16 protein-coding genes, 2 tRNA genes and 1 pseudogene are annotated in these 23,502 nt (G+C 27.5%); 14 read left to right on the top strand and 5 right to left on the bottom strand.

The features are described from left to right. The first annotated feature begins 81 nt into the window (after window positions 1–81). From HUJ77_RS01730 to addA, 5 genes are all read left to right on the top strand, one after another. A tRNA-Ser gene (locus HUJ77_RS01730) sits at window positions 82–172 on the top strand. A 153-nt stretch (window positions 173–325) separates the two neighbouring features. Next, entirely contained in the window at window positions 326–1,270 is a 945-nt protein-coding gene (locus HUJ77_RS01725; protein ID WP_291706842.1) for an ROK family protein, read from the top strand. Window positions 1,271–1,425: 155 nt separating this feature from the next. Next, entirely contained in the window at window positions 1,426–1,941 is a 516-nt protein-coding gene (locus HUJ77_RS01720; protein WP_291706841.1) for a GNAT family protein, read from the top strand. A gap of 43 nt (window positions 1,942–1,984) precedes the next feature. After that, entirely contained in the window at window positions 1,985–5,419 is a 3,435-nt protein-coding gene (addB, locus tag HUJ77_RS01715; RefSeq protein WP_291706840.1) for a helicase-exonuclease AddAB subunit AddB, read from the top strand. A gap of 3 nt (window positions 5,420–5,422) precedes the next feature. After that, window positions 5,423–9,193 carry a helicase-exonuclease AddAB subunit AddA gene (addA, locus tag HUJ77_RS01710; RefSeq protein WP_291706839.1) on the top strand — a complete coding sequence of 1,257 codons (3,771 nt, stop codon included), beginning with the start codon at window positions 5,423–5,425 and terminating at the stop codon, window positions 9,191–9,193. 37 nt (window positions 9,194–9,230) lie between these two features. On the opposite strand, the gene HUJ77_RS01705 is transcribed toward addA, so the two are convergent. After that, window positions 9,231–10,580, bottom strand: a complete 1,350-nt coding sequence (locus HUJ77_RS01705; protein WP_291706838.1) for a CCA tRNA nucleotidyltransferase — start codon at window positions 10,578–10,580, stop codon at window positions 9,231–9,233. 120 nt (window positions 10,581–10,700) lie between these two features. Here HUJ77_RS01705 and HUJ77_RS01700 point away from each other — a divergent pair, with 120 nt between their 5' ends. Continuing rightward, the gene (locus tag HUJ77_RS01700) at window positions 10,701–11,936 is read left to right on the top strand and encodes a hypothetical protein (protein WP_291706837.1); all 1,236 of its coding nucleotides are present in this window, start codon (window positions 10,701–10,703) and stop codon (window positions 11,934–11,936) included. A 100-nt stretch (window positions 11,937–12,036) separates the two neighbouring features. Here HUJ77_RS01700 and HUJ77_RS01695 read toward each other — a convergent pair whose 3' ends face one another. Next, entirely contained in the window at window positions 12,037–13,281 is a 1,245-nt protein-coding gene (locus tag HUJ77_RS01695; protein WP_291706836.1) for a L,D-transpeptidase, read from the bottom strand. A gap of 139 nt (window positions 13,282–13,420) precedes the next feature. On the opposite strand from HUJ77_RS01695, the gene HUJ77_RS01690 reads away from it, so the two are divergent. The 6 genes from HUJ77_RS01690 (at window position 13,421) to HUJ77_RS01665 (ending at window position 18,980) form a co-directional block, all read left to right on the top strand. Beyond that, window positions 13,421–14,176, top strand: a complete 756-nt coding sequence (locus HUJ77_RS01690) for a DUF1189 family protein (RefSeq protein ID WP_291706835.1) — start codon at window positions 13,421–13,423, stop codon at window positions 14,174–14,176. 262 nt (window positions 14,177–14,438) lie between these two features. Next, window positions 14,439–15,344 carry a HAMP domain-containing sensor histidine kinase gene (locus HUJ77_RS01685; RefSeq protein ID WP_291706834.1) on the top strand — a complete coding sequence of 302 codons (906 nt, stop codon included), beginning with the start codon at window positions 14,439–14,441 and terminating at the stop codon, window positions 15,342–15,344. An 88-nt stretch (window positions 15,345–15,432) separates the two neighbouring features. Then, a tRNA-Arg gene (locus HUJ77_RS01680) sits at window positions 15,433–15,509 on the top strand. A gap of 162 nt (window positions 15,510–15,671) precedes the next feature. Next, window positions 15,672–16,814, top strand: a complete 1,143-nt coding sequence (locus tag HUJ77_RS01675; RefSeq protein ID WP_291706833.1) for a DUF1887 family CARF protein — start codon at window positions 15,672–15,674, stop codon at window positions 16,812–16,814. A gap of 84 nt (window positions 16,815–16,898) precedes the next feature. Continuing rightward, window positions 16,899–18,263 (top strand): 6-phospho-beta-glucosidase, encoded by a 1,365-nt coding sequence (locus HUJ77_RS01670; protein ID WP_291706832.1) that lies wholly within the window; start codon window positions 16,899–16,901, stop codon window positions 18,261–18,263. Window positions 18,264–18,401: 138 nt separating this feature from the next. After that, window positions 18,402–18,980: a DJ-1/PfpI family protein gene (locus HUJ77_RS01665; RefSeq protein ID WP_291706831.1), complete on the top strand. Its 579-nt coding sequence runs from the start codon at window positions 18,402–18,404 to the stop codon at window positions 18,978–18,980. A 175-nt stretch (window positions 18,981–19,155) separates the two neighbouring features. Here the strand turns inward: HUJ77_RS01665 and HUJ77_RS01660 are convergent, their stop codons facing one another. Further along, window positions 19,156–19,956, bottom strand: coding sequence for a MurR/RpiR family transcriptional regulator (locus HUJ77_RS01660; protein WP_291706830.1), 801 nt, complete (start codon window positions 19,954–19,956; stop codon window positions 19,156–19,158). Between the two features lie 25 nt (window positions 19,957–19,981). Continuing rightward, window positions 19,982–20,869, bottom strand: a complete 888-nt coding sequence (locus HUJ77_RS01655; RefSeq protein ID WP_291706829.1) for a phosphatidylserine decarboxylase — start codon at window positions 20,867–20,869, stop codon at window positions 19,982–19,984. A gap of 266 nt (window positions 20,870–21,135) precedes the next feature. Here HUJ77_RS01655 and HUJ77_RS01650 point away from each other — a divergent pair, with 266 nt between their 5' ends. Both HUJ77_RS01650 and HUJ77_RS01645 read left to right on the top strand, forming a co-directional pair. Then, the gene (locus HUJ77_RS01650; RefSeq protein ID WP_291706828.1) at window positions 21,136–21,465 is read left to right on the top strand and encodes a DUF1622 domain-containing protein; all 330 of its coding nucleotides are present in this window, start codon (window positions 21,136–21,138) and stop codon (window positions 21,463–21,465) included. A 135-nt stretch (window positions 21,466–21,600) separates the two neighbouring features. Next, window positions 21,601–23,325 (top strand): ferredoxin hydrogenase, encoded by a 1,725-nt coding sequence (locus tag HUJ77_RS01645; RefSeq protein WP_291706827.1) that lies wholly within the window; start codon window positions 21,601–21,603, stop codon window positions 23,323–23,325. A gap of 81 nt (window positions 23,326–23,406) precedes the next feature. On the opposite strand, the pseudogene HUJ77_RS01640 reads toward HUJ77_RS01645, so the two are convergent. Beyond that, window positions 23,407–23,502: pseudogene (locus HUJ77_RS01640) on the bottom strand (DUF4956 domain-containing protein); the annotation flags it as partial.

The following is a 23,502-nucleotide window of genomic DNA, read 5'->3' as shown; positions in this document are numbered from 1 at the left end:
CTTGAAAACCGGCGTACCTTTGCGGGTACCGTGGGTTCAAATCCCACTCTCTCCGCCAAATAACCTTTTATGAGGGCACATGGAGAAATACTCAAGTGGCTGAAGAGGCGCCCCTGCTAAGGGCGTAGGTCGGGTAACTGGCGCCCGGGTTCAAATCCCGGTTTCTCCGCCAAAAGCATCTAATGAATATTAGGTGCTTTTTTTGTATAAAAAAACAAAGTGATTTAAAGTAGGAACTAATTTTATTGTAAACAATTTCCCTAAGTGATATACTATTTTTATCTTAATTAAGAATAATATAATATGTATATTTGGGAGGATGGAGATGGAAAAGAAGTATGTAGTAGGTGTAGACTTAGGGGGAACTAAGATATATACTGCGTTAGTTGATCTAGATGGGAACATAGTTAAAGAAGTTACAGTAAAAACTGAAGCTCAAAAGGGAGATTCTGTAGTTTTAGAAAAGATCATTAATACTATAGATGATGTTTTAACAGGAACAGATATAAATGAAGTTAAAGCAATTGGAGTTGGATCACCAGGACCATTAGATGTAGAAAATGGATTAATAGTATATACTCCAAATTTACCATTTAAGAATTTTAATATAGTAAAACCTATAAAAGAAAAATACAAAATAGATACTTATCTAGATAATGATGCAAATGTTGCTACTTTAAGTGAGTACATGTTCGGAGCAGGAAAAGGAAGCAAAAATATGGTATTTGTTACAGTAAGTACTGGAATAGGTGGTGGTGCAATTCTAAATGGAAGTTTATTTAGAGGAAGCACATCAAATGCTTTAGAAATAGGTCATATAACTGTAATGAAGGGTGGCCCTAGATGTGGATGTGGTAATACAGGTTGTGCGGAAGCATTGGCATCAGGAACTGCTATAATGAAAAGAGCTAAGGAGGCTTTAGAAAGCAAAGTAGAAACTTCTCTAAGAAATTATGAAGAAGTAACAGCTCAAGAAGTATTCTTAGAAGCAGAAAAAGGAGATAAGGTTTCTAAGGATATATTAAATGATGCATTATCATACTTAGGAATAACTATTTCTAATATAGCTAATTCATTTGATCCGGATAAGATAATTATAGGTGGAGGAGTTAGTGAAGCTGGTAGAATAGTATTTGATAAAATAGATTATGAAATGGAAAGAAGATGCTTAAAGACAATATATAATAATTGCAAGGTAGAAAAAGCAGTATTAGGAGGCAAAGCAGGAGTATTAGGTGCCGCTGCATTAGCCATTTTAGAAAGTAAATAGATAAATAAGGCTGTATTATAATAATTAGTATTATAATACAGCCTTTTATTATTAAAATCTAACTTTATATAACATATGATAATACAAGACTTTTTTTATTGTATAGAAAAGACTTATAATAATATTATGTGGAAAAAGGTGGAGGAGATGATGATATGATATATGGAGAAAATATATATATGAGAGATGTAGTAAGAGAGGATATAGATATTTTATTTAATATATGCTCTGATAAAGATGTATTAAAATATAATGGACTAGCTACTGGTGTTATGACGAAGGAATATATAAATAGTCAATTTCATCATCTTAATAGACCTAATAAAAAGGAACTAGTAATAGTAAATAATTATAGCGATATAATAGGATATATGTATTATAAGGAAAATAGTTATACTATGGATGTTTATTCAATTGGGATAACTATAGGTAAGGATTATTGGCATAAGGGATATGGACAAGATTCAATAAAAGCCTTATGTAAATATCTTTTCAATAATAGACAAGCTCATAAAATAGAACTAGAAGTTGTTAGTGCTAATAAAAGAGCTATAAGTTGTTATAAAAAGTGTGGATTTAAAGAAGAGGGTATAAGAAGAAGTAAGTATTATTACTCGGGAAGGTATCTAGATACTATAGTTATGGGATTGTTAAAGAAAGAATTTATTTAAGTACTTAGGGTATAATTAAGATATTAAATAAAGGAGTGTTTGTATGGGAATTAGATTTATTTTCGGAAGAGCAGGTACAGGCAAAAGTAGATTCTGTTTAGAGCAAATCAAAAAGAAAATTGAAAATAATACTGGGAATAATAAACTTATATTAATTGTACCAGAGCAATATACATTTGATACTGAAAAAAAGTTTTTAGATATAGTTACTGAAAAAGGATTCTTAAGAGGCCAAGTATTAAGTTTTAAAAGAATGGCTCATAGAGTATTCGAAGAATGCGGTGGAAGAACAGATGTAAAAATTAGTGATTCAGGAAGAAACATGCTTATATATAAATTACTAAGAGAAAATGGAGATAATCTTCAGTACTTCAATAGAATGAGTAAGGAACAAGGATTTTCATCAATAGTTTCTAAAGCAATAACTGAATTTAAGAAATATAATATTTCCTCGGAAATACTAGGAATTAAAGAAGAGGAAATTCATGATGAAGAATTAAAAAAGAAAGTGAATGATTTAAAAATAATTTATAGAGATTTTAATGAAGTACTTCATAAAAAATTTATAGACTCTGATGATGAATTAACACTATTAGCTAGTAAGTTAAGCGATTGTAATATATATGATGGAGCTGAAGTATGGATAGATGAATTTACTACCTTTACTCCACAACAATTAGAAGTAATAAAGGTGTTAACTAAAAGAGCTAAAACAGTAAATATAACATTATGTAGTGATAGTTTAAGTGGTGGAAGAGAAGTAGATTATACAGATATATTTGATGCTATAAAGAATACTGAAAATGCCATATTAAATATGATGAAGGAAAATAATATATCTTATATGGAGCCTATAGATTTAAATAAGGGATACTCCTATAGATTTTTAAATAGTGAGGACCTTCAGCATCTAGAAAAGCACTTTTTCACTTATCCATTTATGCATTATAAGGGTAAGGATGATAATGTAAGACTTTATAAGGCTAATAATAGTTATGAGGAAATTGACACAATAGCTAGGGATATTTTAATTCTAGTAAGAGATAAGGGATATAGATATAAAGATATAGCTGTTGTTTGTAGAAACATAGATGAATATGAAAAGATAGCTACTGTTATTTTTAATGATTATAAAATTCCATTTTTCTTAGATAAGAAAAGAGAAATATTAGATAACCCTTTAGTAGTATTAATAATTTCATCTTTAGAAATATTAACTAGTAATTGGTCTTATGAAAGTATGTTTAAGTATTTAAAAAGTGGTTTAATAAATATAGAAGAAAAGTATATAGATATACTTGAAAATTATGTTTTAGCTAATGGAATAAAGGGATATAAGTGGACTAAGGATTTATACGATAAAGAAAATATATCCGAAGAGGAAAATTTAGTTTTAGAAATTATGGAAGAAATAAGATATCCTTTAATTAATCTTCATAATAAGCTAAGAGGTAAAAGAACAGTAAGAGATATATCTACAAGTCTATATGAATTCTTAAATGAATTAAATGTATTTAAAACATTAGAAACTTGGTTAGATGAATTTAATGAATTAGGACTTCAAGATAAAATAAAGGAATATATGCAAGTACCTGAAATGGTTATGGAGATATTAGATCAATTAGTTGAAGTACTAGGTGATGAAGTTATAGATATAAAAGAATTTACTAAAATTCTTATATCAGGCTTTGAAGAAAAAGAAATTGGAGTAATTCCTATGTCTTTAGACCAAGTAAATATAGGAGATATATCTAGAGTAAAAGGAAGAGAAGTAAAAGCTTTATATTTAATAGGTGTAAATGATGGAGTTCTTCCAGCGGTAAGTAAAGATGAAGGTATAATCAATGATAGGGAAAGAGATATATTAAAGAACATTGGAATAAGATTGGCTTCAGATACTAAGAGTAGAGCTTTTGAAGAACAATTTATTGTTTATACAGCATTAACTATAGCATCTGAATATTTAATGATAACCTTCCCTATGGCAGACTTTGAAGGGAAATCTTTAAGACCATCTATAATAATTCCAAGGCTTAAAAAAATACTTCCTAATGTAGTAGAAGAAAGTGAAATCTACAACTTAAGAGATAAAAATGATAAGTTTAATAAGATTACAGCACCAATTCCAACATTTAATGAATTAATATCAGCTTTAAGAATGGAGTTTGAAAAGGAAAAGGTAGATGAATATTGGGCAGAAGCTTTTAGATGGTTTGAAAATGATGAAGAATTTAGAAATAAAGCAAATACAATGTTTAAGGGACTTACTTATACTAATTTAGTAGAAAAGGTTCCTAGAGAGAAAATAAGAAGACTTTATCAATTAGAAAACAAGAAATTAGTATTTAATATATCAAGAATAGAGAAATATGCTCAATGTCCATTTTCATATTATGTTCAATATGGATTAAAAGCAAAGGATAGAAAAGTATATGAATTTTCAGCACCAGACTTAGGCTCATTTATGCATGATATACTAGATGATTTTACTAATAAAATTAGGACGGAAAAAATAGCTTGGTCTGATTTAAATAAAGAAAGATGTAAGATTATAGTTAATGAGTTAGTAGATAGAAAACTTGAAGGGGACACTAATTCGATATTAAATAGTACAAAAAAATATCAATATTTTGCAGATAGATTTAAGAGGACTATAACTAAATCTGTTATGGTTATTTCAGAACAAATGAGAAAAGGAAAATTTGAAGTCTTTAGAAATGAATTTGAATTTGGAGGATTTAAGGATGGTGAGGCTATAAAGATAGATTTACCATCTAATGAAACTGTATATTTAGTAGGTAGAGTAGATAGAATAGATACCTTAGACCTAGATGGAAATACTTATATTAAGGTAGTTGATTATAAGTCAGGTAATAAGAAATTTAACTTAACAGAAGTTTATTATGGCCTGCAAATACAGTTATTAGTTTATTTAGATGCCCTTATTAAAAATTCAAAATACATTTTAGAAAAACAAGCAATGCCAGGAGCAATATTATACTTTAAAATAGATGATCCAATAATTAAATCTAAAAAGCCTCTTACAGAAGAGGAAATAAAGAATAATATATTAAAAGAATTAAAAATGAGTGGATTATTGCTTAAGGATATAAGTGTTGTTAAGGCTATGGATAGTGATATAGAATCAGCCTATTCATTAATTATTCCAGCAGCAATCAAAAAGGATGGGAATTTTACAGCAACAAGTTCAGTAGTTACAGAAGAGCAATTTGATATATTAAGAAAGTATGTTAATGATAAAATGGCAGAGCTTTGTGAAGAAATGCTAAGTGGAGAGATAAAAATAGTTCCATGTAAAAATAATAATACTCCATATTGTGATTACTGTGATTATTCATCAGTATGCCAATTTGATACTTCTATAGAAAATAATAAATATAAAATTGTCTTAAAGAAGAGTAATGAAGAAGCATGGAATTTAATAAAGGATGAAGTAGAGAAGGGAGGAGAAGCATAATAGATGGGAAGTACTAAATGGACTGAAGATCAGTTAAAAGCAATTACAACAAGAGAATGCAATCTTTTAGTGGCAGCAGCAGCAGGATCAGGTAAAACAGCAGTTTTAGTTGAAAGAATTATTAGGATTATAACTAATGAGGATAATCCTATAGATATAGATAGATTATTAGTTGTTACATTTACATCAGCAGCAGCAGCAGAAATGAGAGAAAGAATAGCTGATGCTATATCAAAGGCATTAGAAGTTAATCCAAATTCAAAGATTTTACAAAGGCAATTAACACTTTTAAGTAGAGCTAATATAACTACTATGCATTCCTTCTGTTTAGATGTTATTAAAAACTACTATCACATTATAGACCTTGATCCAACCTTTAGGATAGCAGATGAAACAGAAAATACATTATTAAAATTAGAAGTAATTAATGATATGTTTGAAGATTACTATGAAAATGAAGATAGAGAATTTAGAAATCTTATTGAAGCATATAGTACATCTAAGGATGATGAAAAATTAAAAAATATAATATTGGATTTATATAGATTTTCTATGAGTGGACCGTGGCCAGAAAAATGGTTAAAGGATAGTGCAGAAGCTTTTAATATAGATACTATTGAAGATTTAAATAAAACTCCATGGATACAAGTATTAAAGGAAACTATATATATTGAAGTATCTGGGTATATAAAGACATTAGAAAAGGCTATTGAGTTAATTAATAGCACAGAAGGATTAGAAGCATATCTACAAACGTTTAATGATGAATTAAATATGTTTAATTCAGTTATAGAATCATTAAATCAGGGAGTGGAAGTTCTTTATAATGAAATAAGTAATGTTAGCTTTGGAAGATTAAAATCAGTTAAGAAGGATAAAGTTTCAGATCCAGAGGCTTTAGAAATAGTAAAGTCTATAAGAGATAATATTAAGAAAAAATCATCAAAGCTAATTGAAGATAGTTTTTCTATATCTATAGAAGAAGCATTAGAGGGAATAAAAAAATCCTATCCATATATGAAGATGATTAGTAAGCTTACTTTAGATTTTATAGAGAGATTTAAAATAAAAAAGAGAGAAAGAAATCTATTAGATTTTAATGATTTAGAACATTTATGCTTAAAAATACTTATCAAATATGATGATGAAGGAAATATAATTCCATCAAGTGTATCTGAAGGATTTAGAGAATACTTTGATGAAGTTCTTGTAGATGAATATCAGGATTCTAATAATGTTCAAGAAGCTATTATAGATTTAGTATCAAGAAAGAACTTAGAGAATCCGAATGTATTTATGGTTGGTGATGTTAAGCAAAGTATATATAGATTTAGACAAGCAAAACCAGAACTATTCTTAGATAAATATAATAAGTATCCATTAGAAGAGGGAAGCTTAAATAGAAAAATCCAATTATATAAGAACTTTAGAAGTAGAGAAGAAGTTATATGTGGAGTTAATTATATATTTAAAGAAGTTATGTCTAACAATGTTGGAGAGTTAGAATATACAGATGAGGAAGCTTTAAATTTAGGAGCTAGCTATAAAGAAAATCAAGATGATAATGTAATTATAGCAGGTCCTATAGAACTTCATATTTTAGATAAGTCAAAGGATAAAGATATTCCAGAAGAAGATAAAATAGAAGAAGTAAATTTAGGTGATGAAGAAAAAGAAGAAGAGGAAGATGTTGATGCAATAACTCTAGAAGCAAGAATAGTTGCAAGAAGAATAAAAGAACTAATGAATCCTGATTTAAAGACAGGAAAGATATTTAAAGTCTTAGATAAGGAAACTGGAGAATATAGACCATTAAAGTATAAAGATATAGTTATCTTATTAAGAGCAACTAAAAATTGGGCAGAATTATTTTTAGAGGAGCTTGGTTCAGAAGGAATTCCTATTTATGCTGATACAGGAACAGGATATTTTGAAACTATTGAAATAAGAACAATAATGTCCTTACTAAAAATAATAGATAATCCAATGCAAGATGTTCCTATGATTTCTGTTTTAAGATCTCCTTTAGTTAGCTTTAGTGCAGAAGAATTAGGTGACATTAGGCTTGTAAATAAGGAAAAATACTTCTATGAAATTATAAAAGAGATATCAGAAGACCAACATGAAATTAATGAAGAACTTAAAAATAAATGTAGAGTATTTATTAATAATCTAGAAAAGTGGAGAAAGAGGGCTATATATACACCTATAGATGAATTTATATGGTATTTATATATGGATACAGCTTACTATGGATATGTAGGGGCAATGCCAAATGGAAAGCTAAGACAAGCAAATTTAAAAATCTTATTCCAAAGGGCAAAGCAGTTTGAGCAAACTAGCTTTAAAGGCTTATTTAACTTTATTAATTTTATTAATAAGCTTAGAAATTCTTCTGGGGATATGGGAAGTGCCAAGGTTCTTGGAGAAAATGAAGATGTTGTTAGAATTATGAGTATTCATAAAAGTAAAGGTCTTGAATTCCCAGTAGTGTTTACTTCTGGATTTGGTAAACAATTTAACTTAATGGATTTAAATAAATCTATTCTTTATCATGATGATTTAGGATTTGGTCCAGATTATGTAGATTTAGAAAAGAGAATATCATATAGTACCTTATCGAAGGAAGCTATAAAAAAGAAAATATTATTTGAAACTCTATCAGAAGAAATGAGAATTCTGTATGTTGCATTTACAAGAGCTAAAGAAAAACTAATTATAACAGGTGCAACAAGAGATTTAGAAAAATCAATATCAAGATGGACATCAGCAGCTGCATTAGATGAAGAAATAGTTCCAGCTTCAGAAGTATTAAAGGGAAAAAGTTATTTAGACTGGGTTGGAATGGCTCTATGTAAACATAGAGATGGAGAAGAGCTTAGAAGATATATCGGATTAGAGAGCGGCGTACTTGTGAATGATTTCTCCACATGGAAGATTAAAATGTGGAGAAAAAATCAATTGAATGTGGAAAAAAATGAAGTGGCTGTGGATGAAATTGATGAAAATGGTCTATTTATTAATAAAGAGGTAAATAGAATTGATAAAGAGATAAGTAGAAGATTAGGATATGAATATAAATATAACTTAGCAGAAACACTACCAAGCAATGTGTCAGTTTCAGACTTAAAAAGGTCTCTTTATGAACATGAAGATGATGATGTATTAACTGTTAACATATTTAGAGATAAGGAAGTATTAAAGCCTAAGTTCCTTCAAGAAAGGAAGGGCTTATCAGCATCTGAAAGAGGAACAGTTGTACACTTTATAATGCAGAAGTTAAATTTAGATAAAGTATCCACAAGGGAAGAAATAAGAAATCAAATTCAAGATATGAAGGATAATAATTTACTTTTAGAAGAAGAGGTAAAGGCTATTGAAAAAATAAACTTTTTAGGTTTCTTTAGAAGTGAATTAGGTAAAAGAATGATTAATTCATATAATGAAGGTAATTTATTAAAAAGAGAGCTTCCTTTCTATACAGAAATAAGTAGTTTAGAAGTAAATAATGCATTGCCAGAAGATAGATATAAAGATGAGAAAGTTAGACTTCAAGGTATTATAGATTGCATATTTGAAGAAGATAATGAAATAATCCTTTTAGATTACAAAACAGATTATGTAGTAGAAGGAATGGAAGATGAGATTATAGAAAAATATAAGGTTCAGCTAAGATATTACAAAGATGCTGTGGAAAAGATAACTGGTAAAAGGGTTAAAGAAAGCTATTTATATTTATTTGGATTAGGAAAAGAAGTTAGAGTAGATGAATAGTAATATAATTAAAGAAGTACAGCTTAGCTGTACTTCTTTAATTATTATCTATAAACATCTTTGCTAAATTAATTAACGACTCATTTGAATTTAAAGCTGGGTTTTCTAAAACCTTCTCTAGTAAGTTATTTAATGTTTCTCCTACTAATTTTCCAGGTTTTATTCCTAGAGTGTTAATTAAATCTTTTCCTGTTATATCTAAATCTTTTATTATAAGAGGCTCTTTATTCTTTACAATTTCATTAACTAAATCTTCAGTATAAGAAACCTTTTTTAAGAAAGGCTCAGGGTTGTTTAAGGATTTAATATCTGCTCTTTGAAGTGAAAATAATAAATTCATATTATCTTTACCAACAGAATTTAGCAGCTTTTTAACATCATATTTTGTAGGCATAGTATTAACATTTAGAACTAAATGATGCTCAATTAATTTACATACAATTTCTATTGTATTATTATCAAAACGTAAGTCAGATAATATTTTTTTAGTCATTATAGAGCCTTCAATACAATGTCCAGGAAATCCATAAAAGCTTCCACTATTAAATGGTGTTAATGTATTTATTTTTCCTACATCATGAAATAGTGCTGATAATCTTAATATTAAATTATCATTAGTATTATTAATAACCTTTAATGTATGTGAGAAAACATTTCTATTATGATTACTACATTTAGGTGAAAAACCAACTAATGAATTTATATCAGGTAAAATTACTTCAAGTAAATTAGTTTCTTGTAACAACTTAAGTCCTTTAGAGGCATTAGGAGAGACTAATATTTTGCAAATTTCATCTCTAATTCTTTCCTTGCTAATATTAGAGATAAGTAAGTAATTTTTTTTAATTGCATTTAAAGTATTTATTTCTATATCAAAGGACAATTGACAGCTAAATCTAATAGCACGAAGCATTCTTAAAGCGTCTTCTTTAAATCGTTTGTCAGCATCACCAACACATCTTATTAATTTATTTTTCATATCATTAATTCCATTAAAGTAATCAATTAAGCCAGCAATTTCATTGTATGCTAAGGCATTTATAGTAAAATCTCTTCTTGATAAATCCTCTTTTATATCTGTAACAAAATTAACAGAGGAAGGACGTCTATTATCTAAATAAGAGCCATCTGTTCTAAAGGTTGTAACTTCATAAGGATTATTATTTATTAAAATAGTAACAGTACCATGTTTTAAACCTGTAGGGATAGTCCTATTAAAAAGTGAAATAGTAGTTTCAGGTTTTGCAGAAGTAGTTAAATCATAATCTTTAGGGGTAATCCCTAATATACTATCTCTAACGCAGCCACCAACCATATATGCCTCATAATTATTCTTGTAAAATGTGTTAATAATAAAGTTTACCTCTTTTGGAATAAATATATTCATACTTAACCACCTTTTAATTGTTATAAATAAATAATACCATAAAATGAAATAATTAATTAATTTATAGATACATTTTATATGTTATACTTGCCATAAGAATATAAATATAGGGGGGAACTAATGAAGAATAAAAAAATTACAATAGTAATAGCTTCTATTATATCAATTATACTTATTGTTATTTTTAGCATTTCCATTTATAAAAATAATAATGAAAGAAATATGATTAATAAAATAGAGGAAGAAATTGCAAATGGAAACTATGAAGAAGCTATAGAATCCATAAATAAATCTGAAAATAATGAGATTTTGATTTCATATAAAGATATATTAGTAGATTTTTTAGACTTAAAAAATGAAAGTAATATTGATAATGCAAAAGAAAAGGTAAGGAACTTTAAAGAAAAGTATGATAGTCATTTAAGTAATGAAATATTTAATACTTTAAATGAAGATATATTAAAAATTGAAGAAAAGATAAAAAATTATTATATAGACGTTAGTGAAGCGAGGGAGAGAATATCTGTAGCTATTAATGAAGATATATCTTTAGCAAAAGAGCTGATAGATAAGTTTAAGGAAAGATATACTAATGAGGATATCTCAAGTCTTGAAGAAGAATACAATAATAAGTTAAAAGAAATAGAAGAAGCTGAAGCCGAAAAAGAAGAAGAGGAAACAGTAGAAGAATCTAAACCTGAAGCTAGAAGCCCTGAAAATAATAGTAATAGAAGTACTGCTAAACTAGGAATTGAAAATACAGTAGCTTCTGAGCGTTCAAGTCAAATAATAACTGTTGTAAGTAAAGGTGGATCTTACGGAGAACTAGTATTTTGGGAAAAGGACAATAATGGGAATTGGAGTTTAGTAGATAAGGTTTCAGCTAGGTTAGGACAAAATGGAATGAAGTCAGCTAGTGAAGTTTACGAAATGGATAAGAGTACGCCAACAGGAATATATTCATTAACAGAGGCTTTTGGAATAAATGCAGATCCAGGAAGTAGTATAAGATATAGACAGCTAGATGGTACTGAATATTGGATAGATGATGTAAATTCAGAGTATTATAATACCATGCAGTTTGGAGAACCAAATGGAAGATGGAATTCAGCAGAAAAATTAATTGAGTTTCAAGGATATTATAATTATTCGTTAGTTATTGACTATAATAGATGGCCAGTAATTCCTGGCAAGAGTTCAGCTATATTCCTACATTGTGACTTAGGGACATATACATATGGATGTGTTGCAATACCACAAGAAAATTTAGTTAATATTATTAATAGGTTAGATCCTGAAAAAGATCCTTTTATAATAATGGATTTTTCTTATCAAGATATATATACTAAGTATTAATGTCTATATATAATAATTAATTTAATAAGCTTCCAAAGTTTATAAATTATGAATTAGATAAAATAAGTTGGAGTTATCATAAGAGATAACTCCAACTTATTTAATTTATAATTATTTTTGTTCCATTATCAATATTATCATATAACCATTTAGCATCTTCTACAGCTAATCGGATACAGCCATGAGATGCTGGAGTACCTAAGGTATAATCTACTATATTTTCTCCACTTTCATCAAATGGAAGAGAATGAAATAAGTAATCTCCCATAAATTGAACCCAATACTTAGCACCTTGTTGAAATTCTTCTGCAAAGAACCAATCACCTCTATTAGTAACAGAAAAAATACCTTTAGGAGTTTCCTTACCTTCTATACCAGTAGAACTATTAAATTCCTTTATAAGCTCCCAATTATTATTTGAGCCTTCATAAACATATGTTATTTGCTTAGCTAAATTTAAATAAACTAAGTAAGAAGTTTTACTGGATATAGAAAAATCATTTATGTTACTTGGAGTTATTTCTTGAAGTATTGCATTAGAAGTATATTCCGAATCATCTTCTTGATACTCTTCTCTAAATAGCTTAATTGAATTAATTTTATTTTCAACTTCAATTATTTCATCTTTAGTTAAAAGATCTTCATCATAATTAGATAGGATATTAAGTGCTTTTGTATAATATTTGTTTGCTACCAGTTCATCAACACTTTCCATTAAATAAATTTTGTAATTTGATTTAAAATCTTTTATATATCCCTTGGCTATTTCATAATCTTTAGGGGAAGACTTATCAATTAAATTAAAGTATTTCATAGCAGTTTCATAATCTTTTTCATTAAAAGCTGCTATACCTAGATTTAAATAGCTATCTTCATTATAGTTAAAGTTATCATCTGAATTAATTGCATTATCAGTAGAAGTTGAAGTAGTTGTAGAATCTGAAGTATCAATATATTTATCATTTAAAGCAGTAATTAACTTATCTAAAGATGAATTTAATACGTTATAGCTTTTAATTTCATTTAATATTTCTAAGGCATAATTAGGACTGATTTCGTTATTAGATAAAGATGAACATATTTTATTAACTATATTAGTAAAGTAAGATGTTAAATCAGTATTAAGCTTAGCTTTTTTTACAGTTAAAGCTTTATTATTTATTACAGCTTTTGCATTAGTAAAATTATGGGTATTAAAGCTAGTATAAAATTCAGATGTTAATTCTTCATATTGAGAATTTAAATAAACATTTGCAGTAAATCCTAGTAGTATTAACAAAAGGAAAATAGAGAATAATTTAAAGATAGAAAATCTATTTCTCTTTTTGGATTTATTACTATACATTTTTAGACCTCCTTAAAACATATATTATAATCATTAACAAAAGTGATAAATTTTAACCATAAAAATTAAAATTTATAAAATACACTATTGTGTGTTAAAATAATATTTAAGTAGGAAATTTTGAGGAGTTTAAGGAATTATGAATGAAAAAATTAGCTTTATAAAAAAATTAAAAATCAGTATAACTAGCATAAAGGGATATAATGACTTAATAAAAGAAAAGCTTTCAAAAGCAATTATTTATTCGTTACTATTCTCTTTAATAATTGGTGTTATACAAGGAATAATTAGCTTCGTAACTATTAGTTCTATACAAAATACTATGGAAAATGTTATTTCATCAGATGAGTTTAAGTTTACTTTACAAGATGGAATATTAAATTTTGAGAATTCCCCTATAAAAACTGAGGAAGGAAGAAATATAGTCTATATTGATACAAATATTTCTTTAGATGAAAAAGAAAGCATAAGAAGCATAGTGGTACATAAAGATTCATCTATTGCTATACTAAGGGATGGAATATCTGTGAGACTTAATGGAGAGGAAACAAATTTTAAGTTTAATGAAGTACCCTTAGTAGGACAAATAAATAATGAAATGCTATTAAAATCATTAAATATTATTGGAATAGCTAAATACATAGCTTTTTTTAGCTCCATAATATTAACTTATATTATATTTATGTTAAATTCCTTAATACTTTCTGTAATAGGTCTAATATTAAATGGAATAAACAAATTAGGTTTAAAGTATGAAAATATACTTAAGATTTCTATATATGCTACAACTGCCCCAACAATACTTGGATTAATATTTCCATTAGGAACTTATGGTATATTAATTTCAGGAATGTATTTTATACTAGTAGCAAATTATTTAAGAATTAAAAGTTAAGTATAAAAATATCGAAAGATATTTGATTATCCCCCAAATATTAGACACAAATATCTAGTATTTGGGGATTTATATTTAGCATATATGGACAAAAATTAGTATATAAGTACAATAATAGTATTATATTTATATAAGATTATAAAATATACCACAATAAATGGAAAATAATACAAAAAAATCTTGTTGTAAAAATGTGTATATGATAAACTATGATTATGGGGTAAAAAATTAATATAAACCTGTTATGAAAGGAATTATTATAATGATTAATAATGAATTTATAGAAAGGGAATTATTATCAAATAAGGATAAGTTAAGTGAGTTTTTTTTGAGAAGTGGAAGGGACTTAACAAAAGATGATTTATTGAGTGTCATAACAGAGACAATTAAGAAAACAACAAGGCAAGAAGATTTTTTGTTAAATATTTCTCATGACCTACGAGGACATTTAAATGTAATATTAAGCGTTATGCAGGTAATTAATTATGGGTGTACATGTGTAACAGATAAAAAGGCCAGAGAATACTTGGAAATAATACGAAAGAATAGTCTTAAAATGCTTAGACTAGTTAATAACTTAATTGATACTACAAAGCTAGAAAATAATTATTACAGTCTAAATAAGAAAAATTTAGATATTATTTCTATGCTTGAAAGCACAGTAAATTGTATAGATAAGTATGCTAAACAAAAGGATATACAGTTAATATTTGATACAAATGAAGAAGAGTGCATAATGGCAATAGATCCAGAAGCAATTGATAGAATACTTATGAATTTACTATCTAATGCTATAAAGTTTTCTTATAGTAATACAAACGTATATATTGATATATTTGTAGTAGAAAAAGAAATTAAGATATCAGTAAGAGATGAAGGACCAGGTATTGCAAAAGAATATCAAAAAAAGATATTCAATAGATTTTATCAAATGGAAAATAATAAAGATAAGGATTCTATAGGAAGTGGAATAGGATTAGATTTAGTTCATTATCTAGTTAAAGCTATGGATGGGGAAATTATAGTGAAGAGTGAATTAGGTAAAGGCTGTGAATTTATAATTACACTACCTATAACGATTGTTAAAGAAAAAGAAAACTACTGTTTAAATGATGATAAAAGTAATAAAATTCAACTGTTAGAAATAGAGTTTTCAGATATATATTAACAATTAAATGTTTAAAGATTAAATATAGTTGCTTGATTTATTATAATAGTTATGATAATATAATTTATGTTGAAAAACTATATTATATGCGGTGGTAGCTCAGTTGGATAGAGTAGCTGGCTACGAACCAGTTGGTCGGGGGTTCGAATCCTCTCCGCCGTACCAAAAACCTTACAAATTAGTTGTAAGGTTTTTTTTATTAAAGAATATAAGAATAAATAAAAAGGCTTAAATATTTAAGCCTTTTCTTTTTTACATATAAATAGGATAAACTCACATTCTTTAGGACAAATTAAAAATATATTTTATTTTTAAGAGGAAGTTTATATGAATATAGAGATTTTAATAAATCAGGTAGACAAAAATAATGAATTTAATATACTTGCAACAAGAAGGTTTAATCCTAAAGAGGTTATATTTATATACAAAAAAGAAGATGAATCTTTTTTAAAGTCATTAAAAAATTATTATAAGACCTATCTTCCTAAGGTAATTTTTAAGGAAGTTATGGTTATTGAAGGAGATATAAAAGAATTAGAGAGGATAATATCTGAGAACAATAAGGAAACTTTAGTAAATCTCACAGGGGGAAGTAGAATAAATTCCTTAGGAATGCTAGATATATGTAAAAATAAAGCTATAAAGGCTGTATACATAGATATAAAGAATAAATATTTATATTTATTTGATAATAAGGTTGAGATAGTAAAAGAAGAATTTGAAGATATGGAATTAGATAAGATTATAAAAGCAAGTGGAGGAGAAGTAATAAATGATTCCTCTAAATTATCTAGTAAAAGGGATTTAATTTTATTAACTAAGGGAATTTATAAGAATTTAGAGCTTTGGCATAAATATAAACAAAAGTTATATGACTCTAACATTTTTATTCACTATGCTGAAGAACCACAGATTATTAAAATAAATTTAGAGTTATTAAGTAAAGAAGAAAGGGATATTTTAAAGAAAGTACTTGTATACTTAAAGGAAATAGGAGGAATAGAATACAGTAATGATAATAAGAATATAAAAGTTTTCTTTAAGAATGAGTATTTAAAGTCTTTTATATTTAAAAGTGGAACATGGTTAGAAGTAGCAACAAATAACATAATTAATGAAATTAAAGAAATAGATGAAGTAAGAAGTGGACTTATGTTTTTATGGAATGATAAAAGTAAAGTTGTTAGAAATGAGTTAGATGTAGTTGCAGTTAAGGATTCTGTTGTTATTTGTATTTCTTGTAAAGATAGTGATAAATACAATGAAAATGCTTTAAATGAATTAGATGTATATAGCAATAAAATAGGTGGTAAAAATGTATATAAGATTTTAGTAGCTACAAAGGAGCCAATTAAACCTTCTGTTAAGGATAGAGCAAGAGAAATGGGAATAAGTATTATAATTTTTGATGGAAGAGAAGAGAAATTTAAAAATCAAATAAGGGAAATCATATCCAAAGGTAAGGATTAGATTTTCAAATTTTGAAATTGTTTACTTTAAAATGTATGTATAATAAGGGTATAAAATTAAAATATATGAGTGGGGGTTAGAATTATGGAAAAGAAACCTTTAAAAATTGTTACAATAGGTGGAGGGTCAAGTTATACACCTGAATTAGTAGAAGGATTAATTAAAAGATATCATGAAATGCCAGTAAGTGATTATTGGTTAGTTGATATTGAAGACGGAAAAGAAAAACTAGAAATAGTGGGAGCATTAGCTAAGAGAATGGTTGAAAAAGCTGGAGTTCCGATGAACATTCATTTAACTTTAGATAGAAGAGAAGCTTTAAAAGATGCAGATTTCGTTACAACTCAATTAAGAGTTGGATTATTAAAAGCAAGATGTAAGGATGAAAGAATTCCTTTAAGTCATGGGTTTTTAGGACAAGAAACTAATGGAGCAGGAGGTTTATTTAAAGCATTAAGAACTGTTCCAGTAATATTAGATATAGCTAAGGATATGCAGGAGTTATGTCCAAATGCATGGTTAATAAACTTTACCAATCCAGCAGGTATAGTAACAGAAGCCTTACTAAGATATGGAGTTCATAAAAAGGTAATCGGTGTATGTAATGTTCCAATAGGATTAGAATTCTCATTTGCAGATGTACTAGGAGTAGATAAGGATAAAATAACTGTAGATTTTGCTGGATTAAATCATATGGTTTATGCAGAAAGAGTTTATAATGATGGAAAAGATGTTACAGATGAAGTTATAAGAATATTAACATCACCTGATACAAAGAGTCAAACAATGGCAAATATTAAAGACTTAGGTTGGGATGTTGCTACAATTAAAGCATTCGGAGTAATACCTTGCCCATACCATAGATATTATTATAAAGCTAAAGATATGCTTAATGATGAATTAGAAGGCTTTAAGAGTGGTAAAACTAGGGCAGAAGTAGTTATGGAAGTTGAAAAGAAACTATTTGAAATGTATAAGGATGTTAATTTACAAGACAAGCCTGAAGAATTAGCAAAACGTGGTGGAGCTCATTATTCAGATGTTGCATGTAATGTAATTAATGGAATTTACAATGATAAAAACACTATAATTGCAGTAAATACAAAGAATAATGGAACATTGAAGAATTTAGAAGATGAATCAGCTATTGAAGTAAGTTGTTATATAGGGAAAAATGGCCCAGTTCCAGTAGAAACTGTTACTGATTTACCTGTGTTTGCACAAGGGTTAGTAGCACAAGTTAAATCCTTTGAAAGATTAGCGGCAGAAGCAGCTTATACAGGAAATTATAATACTGCACTTTTAGCAATGGTAACAAATCCATTAGTTGCTGATGATGTAAGAGGAAGAAAATTATTAAATGAAATGTTAGTTGCTCATAAGGACTATTTACCACAATTTAAGGATGTAATAGAGAAAATTGAAATGGTAGAAAGAGCAGAATTTTAATAGAATAATTATCAATTAAAGAGCTTAATTTTTAAAGTTAAGCTCTTTTTATTTTTCAATATTTATCCAATAAGTGATATAATTATCTTATAAGAATCACTAGATTTTATAAGATTAATATGGAAAAGAGGGTGTAAAATGGGTAAAGTATTAGTTTTTATTTTTGATGGAATGACAGATTATGAAACAACTTTAATTAGTCATTTATTATGTGCAGATGCTGGAAAAGAAGTTATTCCAATTGCATATGATTATAGTTTAATTAAAGGAAGATCAGGATTTATATATAAGCCTGAAAAAGTAATTAGTGATATTTTAACTGAGGAGGTTGAAGGCTTAATAATTTCTGGTGGATGGTTTAAAGAAATAAGAGAAGAGTTTGTAGATTTGATTAATGAACTAAACTCTCAAGGAAAGCTTATAGGGGGAATATGTGGGGCAGGAACATTAGCTCTAGCAAAGTCAGGTATATTAAATGATGTGAAATATACAACTCCTATAGTTGAATGGAATGAGGAATATGTATATAGATATGGAGAAGAAGATCCTTTTCCAAGAGAGAATTTTGTAGTAGATAGGGTTGTAAGAGATGGTAACATTATAACTGCACAAGGAGCTGCATTTATAGATTTTGCTATTGAAATATGTGATTGGTTTAATTTGTTTGAAAATGAAGAGGATAAAAAGAACTTCATTAATATTATTAAAGGATTATAAAATCAGTGTGGTTTCAAAAATAAATTATAATTAGAAATTTAGAATGTAAAATGAAGAATTATTAAAGTTATTTTAATATGCTACTAACAATATATTATTTTTATAAACTCTAGATAGGCTCTATTTCTTCGTTTTACATTCTCCATTATAGATTTTACATTTTACTAAGTTTTATTTAGCTCTTATACATACTTCCATATCTAGTATATATGTATTCAATAAGATAACTTAAATCATATCTATGACTTTGTATATATTCATATGAATCATTTCTAGGAGGAAGATAAATTATATAATCACTTCTTTTTTCATAATGAGGGTTTTCTTTTTCAGTAATAACTACTACTTTAGCAGGACTACTTTCTATTTGTTTCCATAAACGCTCATGATAGATAGTGAATCTTGATGAAGGAGAAATCAAGATTGCCAAAGAATTTTCATCTAATTCATTAGCCAGTCTTTCTTGTTCTTGTACATCATTTGCATTGTAAATTATCTTTGAAAGATTAACTAGTTTTCTTTGCAGATCTTGAGCCATTAATTGTGAAAATTGAGTGCCAAATATACAAACATTACTGCTACTATAAATTAATTCTATAACTCTATCTACTATTTTTAAGTCAACAAAGGATTTAAAAGTTTCAATTTCGTTTATTATTTCAAGAGACATATTATTTAACATAGACTCTCTGGATATTTCATAGTTTATAGATTTAGGCTTCATAAGACCTTCATTATAACTATCTATATTTATTCTTATATTTTCCTTAAACTCAATAAAAGTAGAATAGCCAAGCTTGTGGCAAAATCTAGTTATTGCAGCAGGAGAAGTGTAACATAGCTCAGATAGCTTATTAATAGACATATTAGGAATAATACGAATATTTCTAAGCAAAGTTAGAGCTATATTATAATTTATATCATTTTCTTTACTACTATTTAAAAATAATAGAAGTCTGTATATTAAATCCCCCATAAATTTAACTCCTTAAGTAATTAATTTATTTCTTTTTACCTATTGATTCACCCATTAAAACCATAGTTTCATAACCTAAGTTTGATTGATTTATTATATCTTCATCAATTTTAACTGAATCCTTTTTTAATAAGAGTATAGTAGTAGAACCACCAAATTTAAAATATCCTTTTTCATCACCCTTACTAACCCTTTTATCAGGAGTATAGCTTTGAATTATTGTACCAACGCAAGCAGCACCAACTTCAATATGAAGGATATCGCCAAAATTATCAGACTTAAATACGCTCCATTCTCTTTTGTTCTGGCAATAAAGCTTTGGTATTCTTTCAAGAGCAACAGGGTTTACAGAATAATAATTACCTTTTATAAAGTGATTTTCTAAAGGAATACCACTATCTACAAAGTGGAATCTATGATAATCAGTTGGGCAAAGTCTTAAAACTAGACAAGTGCCACCTTCATAATCTTTAGCCAAAACATTATCTTCAATTAGTTCAGATAGGCTGTAATGTATGCCTTTAACTTGTATTAACTTATCTATGGATATATTTTCATAAGCAAGTAATCTACCATCCCCAGGGGATGTAAGTATATTATTATCTTTATCAATAGGTCTCGCTTCTTCTTTTAAAGATCTTACAAAGAAGTCATTAAAATTATTAAAATCATCTATTGTATTAGAGCTAATATTCATATCTATATTAAAATCTTTTATAAAGCTTGATATTTTTTTCTTACTTAAAGAAGAATCACAATAAGCACCATATAATTTAGAAAAGAACTTTTTCTTTATAAGTAGTTCAGTAAGATTTTTTCCTATAGGAGACTCATAAGACCACTTAATATAATTTTCACCAGCTACTTTTTCAGTTTCATATGTTTGTGTTTTTCTGTTATATACTTGTATCATAAGGTACCTCATATTAATATATTTTTGGGAATTTATAAATAAATTATCTTTATAATAAATTCCTTCCTTCAGTATGGATAAAATAGATATTATATACTGACAACATACAGTTTACCACAAAGTAAACAATATAATATCTATATACTTTTTATAGTATTATATTACCATAAAACACAAGTAAAAAACCTATAGACTATAATTTTACTTTACATATTTTCTATTATCACAGATAATAATTTGGTAGGAATTTCTGGGGAGGGATAAAAATGACAGGAAACATTATTGAAATTATTACACCAAGCGTAATACATATATTAGAGCTAATGGGGATAATAATAATTATTATAGGATCAGTAAAAGCTTTTTATACATTTATAGTGAATATAATTACAAAAGAGGACATTCCTATTAAAGTAGAATTAGCTAAGTCATTAACTCTTGCTCTTGAATTTAAGCTTGGAGCAGAGATATTAAAAACTGTTATAGTAAGATCATTAGACGAAATGTATATTCTTGCTGCAATAATAATATTAAGAGCAATATTAGCATTTGTTATACACTGGGAAATGAAATCAGATAGCGAAAGTAAAAATTAAAAAATAAAATCTTTTTCCTTATTAATTTAATTAAAAGATAGTAATTATTAAAGAAAGAGAGTATAATAAAAATCGTTAATAATATAACAATGGATGAATAAGGTTCATTACACAAAAGTATAGGGGGAAGTTTCGGTGAAAAATGTTACTATTAATGGAAATAAGGTTCTAGTGAGTAATGACGATAATTTGATTAAAATAGCAAGGGAAAATGGAGTTGATATTCCTTCTTTATGTTTTCTTGAGGATTGTGGTAATGTTGGCCAATGTGGAGTATGTCTGGTTGAGATAGAGGGACAAGATGATTTAGAAAAAGCCTGTTGTCTAATTCCAGAAGATGGTATGGTTATAAATACTAATACTGAAAGAGTTCAAGAAGCTATAAAAGAAAGAGTTTCAAGCTTATTAGATAAGCATGAATTTAAATGTGGACCTTGTAAAAGAAGAGAAAATTGTGAGTTTTTAAAGCTAGTTATTAAGACTAGATCTAAAGCAAGTAAACCCTTTGTTGTTGCAGATAAATCAGAGTATGTAGATGATAGAAGTAAATCAATTGTTATAGATAGAACTAAGTGCGTTACTTGTGGAAGATGCGTAGCAGCTTGTAAAACTAAGACTGGAACAGAATCTATAAAATTTATTGAAGTTAATGGTAAAAATATAATCGGACCCGATGATTTAAAATGTTTTGATGATACTAATTGCTTATTATGTGGTCAATGCGTAGCGGCATGTCCAGTAGATGCATTATCAGAAAAATCACATATGGATAGAGTAAAAGATGCCTTAGAAAATGAAGAGAAACATGTTATTGTTGCTATGGCCCCTTCTGTAAGAACAGCCATGGGAGAACTTTTCAAAATGGGCTATGGAGTAGATGTAACTGGGAAAATATATACAGCATTAAGACAATTAGGTTTTGATAAAATATTTGATATAAATTTTGGTGCAGATATGACTATAATGGAGGAAGCAACTGAATTAATTGAAAGAATTAAGGTGGGAGGACCATTCCCTATGTTTACTTCTTGTTGCCCAGCTTGGGTAAGACAAGTAGAAAACTATTATCCAAATCTTTTAGAGAATTTATCAAGTGCTAAATCTCCACAACAAATATTTGGAACAGCTAGTAAGACGTATTATCCAACTATTTCAGACATAGACCCTAAAAGTGTCTTTACAGTAACTATAATGCCATGTACTGCTAAAAAATATGAAGCTGATAGACCTGAAATGGAGAATAATGGATTAAGAAATATAGATGCAGTAATAACTACAAGAGAATTAGCTAAAATGATTAAAGATGCAAAAATAGATTTTGCTAAACTTGAAGATAGCGAAGCAGATCCAGCTATGGGAGAGTATACAGGTGCAGGTGCTATATTTGGAGCAACTGGTGGAGTTATGGAGGCTGCATTAAGAACAGCAAAAGACTTTGTTGAAGGTAAGGATTTAGAAAATATAGAATATAAAGAAGTAAGAGGGCTTGCAGGCATTAAAGAAGCAACTATAGAGATTGGTGGCGATAACTATAATGTAGCAGTAATAAATGGCTCTTCAAGCTTATTTGATTTTATAAATAGTGGGAAATTAGAAGAAAAAAATTATCACTTTATTGAAGTTATGGCTTGTCCTGGAGGATGTGTAAATGGTGGTGGTCAACCTCATGTTAATGCATCTAATAGATTAACTATGGACATTAGAAGCGTAAGAGCATCAGTATTATATAATCAAGATAAGAACTTAAAGAAGAGAAAATCTCATGAAAATGTAGCTTTAAATAATATGTATGATAACTATATGGGTAAACCAGGGCATGGAAGAGCTCATGAATTACTTCATATGAGTTATAAGAAATAGAGTATAAGTTTAAAAAGGATATATGCAAATTTGTATATATCCTTTTTATTATAAGCAATATTATTTATTATTCTTTTTATAAACAATTAATGTTGTAATTAATGTAAGAGCCATTAAAGACATACTAAATGTCGATGAGTACATAACTACCTTAAATGTTTTTTTATAAACTTGCAT

Source organism: Clostridium sp. (assembly GCF_021443865.1).
Taxonomy (GTDB): Bacteria; Bacillota; Clostridia; order Clostridiales; family Clostridiaceae; genus Clostridium.
Note: the sequence above shows the minus strand (reverse complement) of the source record. Positions and strands in the feature narration are given on the sequence as shown.